General features: G+C 70.2%; 10 protein-coding genes. 2 read left to right on the plus strand and 8 right to left on the minus strand.

Annotated features, from left to right (window positions below):
- Nucleotides 1-90: 90 nt before the first annotated feature.
- Entirely contained in the window at nt 91-576 is a 486-nt protein-coding gene (locus ACWPN5_RS09600; protein ID WP_051140919.1) for a MarR family winged helix-turn-helix transcriptional regulator, read from the plus strand.
- A 174-nt stretch (nt 577-750) separates the two neighbouring features.
- Complete coding sequence (locus ACWPN5_RS09605; RefSeq protein WP_492295297.1) at nt 751-1,956, plus strand: YlbE family protein; 1,206 nt, start codon at nt 751-753, stop codon at nt 1,954-1,956.
- A 28-nt stretch (nt 1,957-1,984) separates the two neighbouring features.
- Here the strand turns inward: ACWPN5_RS09605 and ACWPN5_RS09610 are convergent, their stop codons facing one another.
- The 8 genes from ACWPN5_RS09610 to ACWPN5_RS09645 all read right to left on the minus strand — a co-directional run bounded on the left by ACWPN5_RS09610 (nt 1,985) and on the right by ACWPN5_RS09645 (nt 11,644).
- Nucleotides 1,985-2,914, minus strand: a complete 930-nt coding sequence (locus ACWPN5_RS09610) for an electron transfer flavoprotein subunit alpha/FixB family protein (protein ID WP_492295298.1) — start codon at nt 2,912-2,914, stop codon at nt 1,985-1,987.
- A 35-nt stretch (nt 2,915-2,949) separates the two neighbouring features.
- The gene (locus ACWPN5_RS09615; protein ID WP_119506411.1) at nt 2,950-3,699 is read right to left on the minus strand and encodes an electron transfer flavoprotein subunit beta/FixA family protein; all 750 of its coding nucleotides are present in this window, start codon (nt 3,697-3,699) and stop codon (nt 2,950-2,952) included.
- 30 nt (nt 3,700-3,729) lie between these two features.
- Nucleotides 3,730-5,199: an FAD-binding oxidoreductase gene (locus ACWPN5_RS09620; RefSeq protein WP_492295299.1), complete on the minus strand. Its 1,470-nt coding sequence runs from the start codon at nt 5,197-5,199 to the stop codon at nt 3,730-3,732.
- A gap of 29 nt (nt 5,200-5,228) precedes the next feature.
- Nucleotides 5,229-6,683, minus strand: coding sequence for an aldehyde dehydrogenase family protein (locus ACWPN5_RS09625; RefSeq protein ID WP_145690274.1), 1,455 nt, complete (start codon nt 6,681-6,683; stop codon nt 5,229-5,231).
- A 158-nt stretch (nt 6,684-6,841) separates the two neighbouring features.
- On the minus strand, nt 6,842-7,822 hold the full coding sequence (locus tag ACWPN5_RS09630) for a ketopantoate reductase family protein (RefSeq protein ID WP_492295300.1): 981 nt from the start codon (nt 7,820-7,822) through the stop codon (nt 6,842-6,844).
- 25 nt (nt 7,823-7,847) lie between these two features.
- Nucleotides 7,848-9,638, minus strand: coding sequence for a TRAP transporter large permease (locus ACWPN5_RS09635; RefSeq protein WP_492296373.1), 1,791 nt, complete (start codon nt 9,636-9,638; stop codon nt 7,848-7,850).
- 169 nt (nt 9,639-9,807) lie between these two features.
- Nucleotides 9,808-10,455: a TRAP transporter small permease subunit gene (locus tag ACWPN5_RS09640; RefSeq protein ID WP_492295301.1), complete on the minus strand. Its 648-nt coding sequence runs from the start codon at nt 10,453-10,455 to the stop codon at nt 9,808-9,810.
- 103 nt (nt 10,456-10,558) lie between these two features.
- Complete coding sequence (locus ACWPN5_RS09645; protein ID WP_200479249.1) at nt 10,559-11,644, minus strand: TRAP transporter substrate-binding protein; 1,086 nt, start codon at nt 11,642-11,644, stop codon at nt 10,559-10,561.
- Nucleotides 11,645-11,688 lie beyond the last annotated feature (44 nt).

Raw genomic sequence — 11,688 nt, forward strand, 5'->3', positions numbered from 1 at the left:
GACGTCCGGCCCGGTTGCCGATCCTCCGGCCCGCCGCCATCCTCTCTCTGTTCACCGCTTTCCCAAACCCGCTCCGACGGACCGCCCGCGATGACCTTAGACGACCCCCTGATCGAAGAGGCGTACCGCGTCCTGGCGGAGCGTCCCGGATTCCTCATCCGCCGCCTGCACCAGATCCATGTGGCCATGTTCATGGAGGAGTGCGCGGAGTTCAACATGACCCCCGTCCAGTACAGCGTGCTGACCGCCCTGGTGGACCGGCCCGACCTGGATCAGGTGACGCTGGGCGCCCAGATCGGCATCGACCGCACGACCACGGCGGGCGTTCTGGCCCGGCTGGCCGAGCGCGGTCTGATCCAGCGCCGGGCCAGTCCGGTGGACAAGCGCATGAAGCTGGCCGCCATCACCGCGGAGGGGCGGAAACTGCTGCGCCGCATGGACAAGAAGGCCCAGCGCGCCCACGACCGCACCATCGCGCCGCTGCCCAAGGAGGACCGGGCGGTCTTCCTGCGCTACCTGCTGCATCTGGTCGACGCCAGCAACGGCTACGGCCGTGCGCCCCTGCATCTGCCATGAGGTGAACCATCCCCTCTCCCGCCCCGGGAGAGGGAGGGACCCACGCGCCAGCGTGGGAGGGTGAGGGTGCCGCCAAGGATCGGCGCCTTGATCCTCGCACGACCCTCACCCGCCCGCTCTCGCGGGCACCCTCTCCCGGGACGGGAGAGGGGTTGCACGCAAAGGACACACGCGATGAAAGACGCCACCGCGCGGGCCGTAGAGCGGATGCTGGCTGCCGATCCGGTGTGGACGGCGACCGGAACCGCCGGCGAGCGGATCGGGCTTGACCGCCACACGCTGCTGCACGCCGGGCCGCCCTTCGCCGATCCGGCGGAGATCTGCCCGCCGATCCTCAACGCCGCCGCCGCCGCGCTGCTGTTCGAAGGCATGGCCGGCGGCGTGGAGGAGGCCCGCGCGATGGTGCGGAGCGGCGCCGTGACCCTGCGCCCGGCGCAGGATTTCGGCGTGGTCACCCCGCTCGCCGCGGTGGTGTCGCGGTCGATGTGGCTGCATGTGGTGGAGGATGCCGGCGGCTCCGGCGTGCGCGCCTACAGCCCGCTCAACGAGGGCGGCGGCCCCGCCCTGCGCTTCGGCATCGTCAGCGGGGCGGTGGTGGAGCGTCTGCGCCTGCTGCACGGTGCGGTCGGACCGGCGCTGGCCGGGATCGGGCCGGTGACGCTGACCGGAATCGCCCGCGAGGCGATGGAGCAGGGGGATGAGCTGCACGGGCGCGTCGGGGTGGCCTCGGCGCTGCTGACCGAAACGCTGGTGTCGCGGCTGGGCGGGACCGGCGAGGTCTGCGCCTTCCTGAAGGAGGCCGGGCAGTTCTTCCTCAACCCATGGATGGCCGCCTGCAAAACGATGCTGCTGACCGGCGACGGGGTGCCGGGGGCGGCGCTGGTCACGGCGGCGGGCGGGAACGGGGTGCGCTTCGGGCTGCGCCTGTCGGGCATGATGGGCGAGGGCTGGGCGAGCGCGCCGGTGGCCGCGCCGCAGGGGCCGGACATCGGCCCTCCCGGCGGAACTCCCCGCCCGCGCCTGCCGGCGATCGGGGACAGCGCCGTCATCGACGCGCTGGGCTTCGGCGCGCTGGCGCTCGACGCCGCGCCGCTGCTGCGGGCGGAGCTGGGGGCGGCGGCCGAGACGGCCATCGCGGCGGCGGACCGGCTGCTCTGCGCAGACCACCCCGTCCATGGGCGGCGCGTCGGGATGGACGCCCGCGCCGTGCTGTTGGGCGGCCCGGTGCCCCCGGTCTGTCTGGCCGCCCTGCACGCGGCGGGGGAGGACGGGATCGTCGGGCGCGGCCTCGCCTGGCACCCGCCCTCCTGCCACGCCGAGGCGGTGGCGGTGGTGCACCGGCTGAGCCGCGCCGATCTCCCCGCCGCCTCCGCCCCTTAGGGGTAACGTCCGCGGGGATGCGTCGGCGTCACACCCCGGCCGTCAGCTCCGGCACCGCCTTGAAGAGGTCGGCGACGAGGCCGTAGTCGGCGACCTGGAAGATCGGCGCCTCCTCGTCCTTGTTGATCGCGACGATGACCTTGCTGTCCTTCATGCCGGCGAGGTGCTGGATGGCACCGGAGATGCCGACGGCGATGTACAGCTCGGGCGCCACGATCTTGCCGGTCTGGCCGACCTGGTAGTCGTTCGGCACGAAGCCGGCGTCCACCGCCGCCCGGCTGGCGCCGACCGCCGCACCAAGCTTGTCGGCCAGCGCCTCCAGAAGCTTGAAGTTGTCGCCCGACTGCATGCCGCGGCCGCCCGACACCACGATCTTGGCCTGGGTCAGCTCCGGACGCTCCGACTTGGTCAGCTCCTGCCCGACGAACCTGGCCGAGCCGGCGTCGCCCGTCCCGGCGATCGTCTCGACCGTCGCCGAACCGCCGGTGGCGGCGGCGGCCTCGAAGGCGGTGGTGCGCACCGTGACGACCTTGATCGGGTCGGCGGACTTCACCGTGGCGATGGCGTTGCCGGCGTAGATCGGCCGCTCGAAGGTGTCGGCGGAGACCACCCCGGTGATGTCGGAGATCGCCGCGACGTCGAGCAGCGCGGCGACGCGCGGCAGCAGGTTCTTGCCCTCCGACGAGGCGGCGGCCAACACATGGCCGTAGCCCCTGGCGAGGTTGACGACCAACGGCGCGACGTTCTCCGGCAGCGGGTGGGCGTAGGCCGCGTCATCGGCCAGCAGCACCTTGGCCACGCCGGCCACCTTGGCCGCGGCCTCGGCGACGGCCTGGGCGCCCTGGCCGGCGACCAGCACATGGATGTCGCCACCGATCTTGGCGGCGGCGCTGACCGCGTTCAGCGTGGCGGCCTTCAGCGCGGCGTTGTCGTGTTCGGCAATGACGAGAATGGACATGTCAGATCACTTTCCCTTCAGGGCGCATTTGCCCCTCAGATCGCGCGGGCTTCGTTCTTCAGCTTGTCGACCAGGGCGGCGACGTCGGCGACCTTGACGCCGGCCTTGCGCTTGGCCGGCTCGGCGACCTTGAGCGTGGTCAGGCGCGGCGCCACGTCGACACCCAGCGCGTCGGGGGCCAGCGTCTCGATGGGCTTCTTCTTGGCCTTCATGATGTTGGGCAGCGAGGCGTAGCGCGGCTCGTTGAGGCGCAGGTCGGCGGTGACGACCGCCGGCAGCGTCAGCTGCACCGTCTCCAGCCCGCCGTCGATCTCGCGGGTCACGGTGACCGAGCCCTCGCCCGGCGCGACCTTGGAGGCGAAGGTGCCCTGCGGCCAGCCCAAGAGGGCGGCGAGCATCTGGCCGGTCTGGTTGCAGTCGTCGTCGATCGCCTGCTTGCCCAGGATGACCAGGGTCGGGCCTTCCTTGTCGACGAGCGCCTTGAGCACCTTGGCGACGGCCAGCGGCTGCGTCTCGGCGTCGGTCTGGACCAGGATGCCGCGGTCGGCGCCCATGGCGAGGCCGGTGCGCAGGGTCTCCTGCGCGGCCGTCGGGCCGACGGTGACCACGATGACCTCGGTCGCCTTGCCGGCTTCCTTGAGGCGGACGGCCTCCTCGACGGCGATCTCGTCGAAGGGGTTCATGCTCATCTTCACGTTGGCGGTCTCAACGCCGGAACCGTCCGCCTTGACGCGGATCTTGACGTTGTAATCGACCACCCGCTTGACCGGGACGAGGACCTTCATGAGTTTCATCCTTGACTGGCGGAACCGCGCTCAGGCGCGCAGGATCTTGCCGGGATTCATGATGTTGTGCGGATCGAAGGCGCGCTTCAGCGTTGCCATCATGTCCAGCTCGACCGCCGACTTGTAGCGCGGCATCTCGTCGATGCGCAGCCGCCCGATGCCGTGCTCGGCGGAGATGGACCCGCCCAGCTCGACGACGATGTCATGGACGATGGCGTTGACCGTCGCCAGCTTCGCCTTCCATTCGGCCGGGTCGCCGCCCTCCGCCTGGATCGGGTTGAAGTGGATGTTGCCGTCGCCGAGATGGCCGAAGGCGAAGGGGCGGATGCCCGGGCATTCCCGTTCCAGCGCCGCGTTGGCGCGGTCGAGGAAGCGCGCCACGCGGGAGATCGGCACCGACACGTCGTGCTTGAAGGACACGCCCTCGCGCTTCTGGCCCTCCGGGATGCCCTCGCGGATGCGCCACAGCGAATCGGCCTGGGCCTTGGAGGCGGCGACGACGCCGTCCAGCACCTCGCCGGCCTCCATGCCCGCTTCCAGGATGCCTTCCAGCATCTCCATCAGGCGGTTGCCGCCGTCCTGGTCGGCCAGTTCGACCAGCACGTACCACGGGTAGCGGTCGCGCAGGGGATCGGGCACGTCCGGCACATGGCGGCGGGCGACGTCGATGCAGTCGCGCTGGATCAGCTCGAAGGTGATGATGCGGTCGCCGGCCACGCCCTTGGCGCGGGTCAGCAGGTCGACGGCGTCGCTGGGCGCCGACACCGCGACCAGCGCCGTGGCGGTGGCGCGCGGCAGCGGCGACAGCTTCAGCACCGCGGCGGTGACGATGCCGAGCGTGCCCTCCGACCCGATGAAGATCTGCTTCATGTCGTAGCCGGCGTTGTCCTTGCGCAGCCCGCGCAGCCCGTCCCAGATCCGCCCGTCGGGCAGCACCACCTCCAGCCCGGCGACGAGGTTGCGCATGTTGCCGTAGCGCACCACCTGAACGCCGCCGGCGTTGGTGGCGATGTTGCCGCCGATCTGGCAGGAGCCTTCGGCGGCGAGGCTCATCGGGAACAGCCGGCCGATGTCGCGCGCCGCGTTCTGGATGTTGGCGAGGATGCAGCCGGCCTCGACCGTCATCGTGTCGTTGTCGATGTCGATCTCGCGGATGCGGTTCAGCCGGTTGGTCGAGAGGACGATCTCCGTCCCGTCGGCGTGCGGCTGGCTGGCCCCGGTCAGGCCGGTGTTGCCGCCCTGGGGCACGATGGGGGTGCGCGTCTCCGCGCAGATGCGCACCACGGCCGCCAGCGCCTCGGTGCTGTCGGGCAGCACCACGGCGGGCGAGCGGCCGACCCAGCCGTCGCGCCAGGATTCCATGAAGGGCTGCATGGTGCCGGGATCGGTGATCAGCCCGCGGTCGCCGACGATGGCGTGGATGGGGGCGAGCACGGCCGTCGCGAAGTCCGGCCGCCCGGCGGTCAGGGTGTCGTTGGACCCCGAAATGTCTTTGGACAAGGAGACTCTCCCTGGGCTTCGGTTCGGCGTCACAGCGCGCGATAGGCCGTCTTGATGATGGTGTAGAACTCGATGGCGGAGCGTCCCTGCTCGCGCGGGCCGTAGCTCGACATCTTCCGGCCGCCGAAGGGGACGTGGTAGTCGACGCCGGCCGTCGGCAGGTTCAGCATGGTCATGCCGGCCTGGATGTTGGCCTGGAAGTGGCGGGCGTGCTTCATCGAGTTGGTGATGATGCCCGACGACAGGCCATAGTCGGTGTCGTTGGCGACAGCCAGGGCCTCCTCGTAGTCCTTGACGCGGATGACGCTGGCGACCGGGCCGAAGACCTCTTCCCGGTTGATGGTCATGGCGTTGCTGGTCTCGGTGAACAGGGTCGGGGCGAGGAACCAGCCGCGCGTCGGCCGGTCCAGCCGCCCGCCGCCGGAGGCCAACTGCGCGCCTTCCTTCAGGCCGGTGTCGATGTATTGCAGGTTCTTGGTGAGCTGGAACTCGTCGATGACCGGGCCGATCTGCGTCTCCGGCAGCAGGGCATGGCCGACGCGCAGCGCCGCCATCCGTTCGGTCATCGCAGCGACGAAGGCGTCGTGGATGGAATCCTCGACGATGAAGCGGCCGGTGGCGGTGCAGCGCTGGCCAGCGTGGAAATAGGCGCTGTTGACGCCGATCTCGGCGGCGCGCTCCGGGTCGGCGTCGCCCAGCACGACCAGCGGGTTCTGGCCGCCCAGCTCCAGCTGGACGCGGATCATCCGCTCCGCGCAGCGCACGGCGATGCGCCGTCCGGTGTTGACCGAGCCGGTGAAGGACACCGCGTCCACCGCGTCGACCACGGCGGCGCCGACGTTCGGGCCGGCGCCGATCACCAGATTGAACAGGCTGCTGGGCATGCCGTGGGCTTCCAGCGCCTCCGCGATCAGGCGGGTGACGGCGATGGAGATGCCGGGGGTCTTCTCCGACGGCTTCCAGATGACTGCGTTGCCGAAGGCCAGCGCCGGGGCGATCTTCCACATCGGCGTGGCGACCGGAAAGTTCCACGGCGTGACGAGGCCGATGACGCCGACCGGCTCGCGCGTCACGTCGACCTCGACGCCGGGCCGGACCGAGCCCAGCGTCTCGCCCGGCGCCCGCAGCGCCTCGGCGGCGAAGAAGCGGGCGAGGTGGGCGGCGCGGGTGATCTCGCCCAGCGCGTCGGGGATGGTCTTGCCGCCCTCGGTCGCGGCGATGCGGGCCAGCTCGTCCTTGCGGTCGAACAGCGCGCGCGAGATGGCGTCGAGCACCAGCGAGCGCTGCTCCACCGTGGCGGCGCGCCATTGCGGCTGGGCGGCGCGGGCCGCGGCGACGGCTTCAGTCACGTCGTCGGCGCCGGCCAGCGAGTAGGAGCCGGCCAGTTCGTCCAGGTTCGACGGGTTGAAGATGTCGAGCCGGTCGCGGCCCGGACGCCAGGAGCCGGCGATGAAGTTGGTGATGCGATCGGAAGCGGGGGACATTGGTTGTCTTCTCCGGAAAACGGTTCGTTGGGAAGCGCTGCCCCCTCCCTGACCCTCCCCCGCCCTTGGCGGTGGAGGGGACTGCCGCCGCGTCGCGGAAGGCACCCTCTCCCGCAAAGCGGGGGAGGGTTGGGGAGGGGGCTGGTGGCGTCCTGCGCTCAGGCGCGCGCCACCCGCTCCTTCAGGGCGGTCAGCGCCCACAATGTTTCGATGGTCGGCACCGGCACGCCGCGGCGGCGGGCCAGCTCCAGGACGGTGGTCACGATGGGGTCGATCTCCATGCTGCGCCCCGCCTCGAAATCCTGGAGCATCGACGGCTTGTGGCCGGGCACGCCGCTGCCCCGGCTCAGCCGCTCGTCGATGTCGTCGGGCAGGGCGACGCCCCAGGCATGGGCGACGTTCAGGCATTCGCGCATCAGCCGGCCCTGGACGGCGGCCATGCCGGGGGCCTGCTCCATGGCGCCCATGGTGGCGCCGGTCAGCACGCTGGTCGGGCCGACCGCCATGTTGAGCATCAGCTTGTTCCACAGCGTCACGCGGATGTCGGCGGGCAGGCGGGCGGTGGCGCCCGCCGCGTTGAAGGAGTCGGCCAGGGCCGCCAGCTTTTCCGCGTGGTCGCCGGGCCGGGGGGCGCCGAAGGCCAGCACCGGCAGCGCAGTGTGGGCGACGACGCCCGGCTCGACGATGCGGGCGGGCAGCACCTCCATCACGCAGGCGGCGACCCGCTCCGGGCCGATGGCCGACCAGATGGCGCCGCCGGGATCGACCACCTCCAGCGGTTCCGGCGTCACGCCGTCGCCAGCGCCGTACAGGTACCACCAGGGAATGCCGTTCTGCGCCGCCACCACCAGCGTGTCCGGCCCGCACAGCGCCGGGAAGGACGCGGCCAGGGCCGGCAGCCCGTGCCCCTTCACCGTGACGATCACCACGTCCTGCGGGCCGAGGTCGGCGGAGGAATCGCTGGCCCGCGGCCGGCTGGTCAGCGTGCCCTTGGGCGTCTGCACGGTCAGCCCGTTCTCGCGGATCGCCGCGAGATGGGCGCCGCGGGCCAGCAGCGACAGCTCGTGCCGGCCCGTGGCGGCGAGATACCCGGCCAGCGCGCCGCCAACGGCTCCGGCTCCTACGACGGCGATGCGCATGTCGCTCTCCCTTTCCCGGTCTCGTTCACTTGAATTCCAGCGGCGGCAGGTCGTCGTTCAGATCGCCGCCGAGGCCCTTGAACTGCTCCTCGATCTGCTTGTCGTCGAGCTTGGTGGCGGTCGACTTGTAATGCATGACCATCTGCGGGAAGGCGATCACCAGGGCCACCATGACGAGCTGGATGACCACGAAGGGCACCGCACCCCAGTAGATCTGGCTGGTCAGGACGGGGGCCGTCTCCTTCTTCGTGATGCGGTCGATGTAGGGCAGCTTCGGCGCCACCGAGCGCAGGAAGAACAGCGAGAAGCCGAAGGGCGGGTGCATGAAGCTGGTCTGCATGTTCACCGCCAGGATGATGCCGAACCACACCAGATCGATGCCCAGGCGATCCGCCGCCGGGGCCAGCAGCGGGATGACGATGAAGGCCAGCTCGAAGAAGTCGAGGAAGAAGGCCAGCAGGAAGACCATCACGCTGACCGCGATCAGGAAGCCCATCTGCCCGCCGGGCAGGGAGACCATCAGCTCCTCGACCCAGATGTGGCCGTTGACGCCGTAGAAGGTCAGCGAGAACACCCGCGCGCCGATCAGGATGAACAGCACGAAGGAGGCCAGCTTGGCCGTCGCGTAGGTCGCCTGCCGCACCATGTCGAGATTCAGCCGCTTCTTCATGGCCGCGAGCGCCAGCGCGCCGACCGCGCCCATGGCGCCGCCCTCGGTCGGGGTGGCGAGGCCGACGAAGATGGTGCCCAGCACCAGGAAGATCAGCGCCAGCGGCGGCACCATGACGAAGGTCGCCTGTTCGGCCATGCGGGAGATTAGGCGCCGGCCGGTCGCCCGCTCCACCACCGCCACCGTCAGGGCGTAGAGCGCGCCCGCCGCGATGGAATCGCCGATCAGGGCCAGGGTGGTCCACTCGTTGACCGTCAGCCACGCCGCCACCGCGGTCAGCGCCGCCGTGGCGACGGACTGCAGGACGAGGCGCTGCGCGCCGAAGCCGCGGTTGAAGGCGGCCGCCAGGAAGGCGACCAGCACCGCCACCGACAGCAGAAGCACGACGTAGTCGGCGCCCGACTTGACATCGGTGCGGCCCATCACCCAGGTGGCGACCGCGCCCGAGAACAGGGCGAGCAGGCCGAGCTGCCAGACGCCGCGCGCGCCGTTCGGCTCGCGGTGGGCGATGGCCTCCGGCGGCAGGCCGGGGGCGGCCTTGGGCCAGATCATCGAAACGACGAAGACGTAGAGGGCGTAGAGGCCGGCGAGCAGCAGGCCGGGGACGAAGGCCGCCTCGTACATGTCGCCGACCGAGCGGCCGAGCTGGTCGGCCATGACGATCAGCACCAGCGACGGCGGGATGATCTGGGCCAGCGTGCCCGACGCTGCAATGACGCCCGACGCCAGACGGCGGTCGTAGCCGTAGCGCAGCATGATCGGCAGCGAGATCAGGCCCATCGAGATCACCGACGCGGCGACCACGCCCGTCGTCGCGGCGAGCAGGGCGCCGACGAAGATCACCGCGTAAGCCAGACCGCCGCGGATCGAGCCGAACAGCTGCCCGATGGTGTCGAGCAGGTCCTCGGCCATGCCGGACCGCTCCAGCACCAGCCCCATGAAGGTGAAGAAGGGCACGGCCAGCAGCACGTCGTTGTTCATCGTGCCGTAGACGCGTTCCGGCAGTGCCTGGAACAGGTCGGGGCGGAACAGCCCGATCTCGATGCCGATCAGGCCGAACAGCAGCCCGTTGGCGGCCAGTGCGAAGGCCACCGGATAGCCGAGCAGCAGCATGCCGACCAGCGTGGCGAACATGATCGGCGCCATGTTGTGGCCGAACCAGCCGCGCCAGCCGTCCTGTTCGGCGAGCGCCGCGGCGCCGGGCACCGGCAGCACGTAGAGCGCCACGGCGACCACCGCCAGCAGCACCAGGGAGATGACGGACAGCCGGACGGCGCGCGGCGAAAGGGAGGGAGAGGTCGTGCTCATCGCGCGGTCACCGGCTGGGGAGGGTGTCGGGGTGGGAGGTGCGCTCGCGTTCGGCCGCCAGCAGCCGTTCCGCCTCGGCCTCGGCCGCCGCCTGATGGCCGCCGGCCCGGTGGTTGTCGTCCGCCAGATGGCCGGACATGATCGCGGCGCGCTTGGCCAGCTCGGACAGGCCCTGGATGAAGAGAACGGTGAAGCCCAACGGAATCAGCATCTTCGCCGGCCATTGCGGCAGGCCGCCGGCGTTCATCGACTGCTCCTCGATCGCGTAGGATGCTAGGGCGAAGGGCCAGGAGGTGACCAGCATCACGAAGCTGAAGGGCAGCAGGAAGGTCAGATGGCCGAACAGGTCGATGGTGTCGCGGGCGCGCTTGCCGAGCTGCGCGTTCACGATGTCGATGCGGATGTGCTCGTCCTCCTTCAGCGTCCAGGGGGAGCAGAGCAGGAACACCGCGGCGAACAGCACCCATTGCAGTTCCAGCCACGAATTCGAACTGACGTCGAAGGTCTTGCGGACGACGGCGTTGACCGCCGACACCAGGATGGCCAGCACGATCAGCCAGGATATCGCCTTGCCCAGCCGCGCGGTGACCGCGTCGACCAGCCGGCAGGCCCCGACCAGGGCCGTCATGAAGGGGGAAGCGTTGGGGCTCGGCATGGTGGGCAGGCCCTCCCGAAAAAGCCGGTCGCGCGGAACGCGACGATGCCATGACCGGGGAGCGGCGGGCCCGCTCCCCGGTCATGGTTGAGGACGTGCCGGATCAGCGCCGGGCGAGGCGGAGGACGGCGCTGTCGTAGGCGTATTCCGACGCCTGGTTCCACAGGTTGGAGTCCGCCTGGAAACGGCGGTAGCTCTCGTAGAACTTCTTGAAGGTCGGGTTCTTGTCCGACAGCTCGTCGTAGAGCTCCATGGCCGCCTTGTGGCTGGCCTGCAGCACGTCCTGCGGGAAGGCGCGCAGCTTGGCACCCTTCTCCACCACGCGCTTCAGCGCCGCCGGGTTCAGCACGTCGTAGCGCGCCACGCTGTCCACGTTGGCGAGTGCCGCCGCCGAGGTCAGCGCCGCCTGATAATGCTTGGGCAGGCTGTTCCAGCGGTTCGTGTTGATGAAGAAATGCTGGAGCGAGGTGCCGTCCCACCAGCCCGGGTAGTAGTAGTTCGGCGCGATCTTGTAGAGGCCGAGCTTCTCGTCGTCGTAGGGACCGTTGAACTCGGCGGCGTCGATGGTGCCGCGCTCCAGGGCCGGGTAGATGTCGCCGCCGCTGACCTGCTGCGGCACGACGCCCAGCTTGGAGAGGATCTGGCCGCCGAGGCCGGAGATGCGGAACTTCAGACCCTTGAGGTCCTCCATGCTCTTGATTTCCTTGCGGAACCAGCCGCCCATCTGGGCGCCGGTGTTGCCGCCGGCGAGCGCCTTCAGATTGTGCCCGGCGTAGAACTCCTCCAGCAGCTTGCCGCCTTCGCCATGGTAGAACCAGGCGTTCTGCTGGCGGGTGTTCAGGCCGAAGGGCAGGCAGCAGCCGAAGGCGAAGCTCGGGTCCTTGCCGACATAGTAGTAGGAGGCGGTGTGCGCCATCTCAACCGTGTCGTTGCTGGCGGCGTCGAGCGCCTGCAGCGCCGGGACCAGCTCGCCGGCGGCGAAGACCTGGATCTGGAACTTGCCGTCGGTGGCCTCGGCGATGTTCTTCGCCATCACCTCGGCGCTGCCGTAGAGCACCTCGATGTTCTTCGGGAAGCTGGACACGCAGCGCCAGCGGATCGTCGGCTCCGACTGGGCGATGGCCGGGGCGGCGAGGGTGGAGGCGCCGGCAACGACGGCGGCACCCTTGAAGAATTGACGGCGCTTCATGTGGATCTTCCTCCCGAGATTTTTGTGGCCGAGATTTTTGTTGC

The organism is Azospirillum sp. UENF 211521 (genome assembly GCF_058780535.1).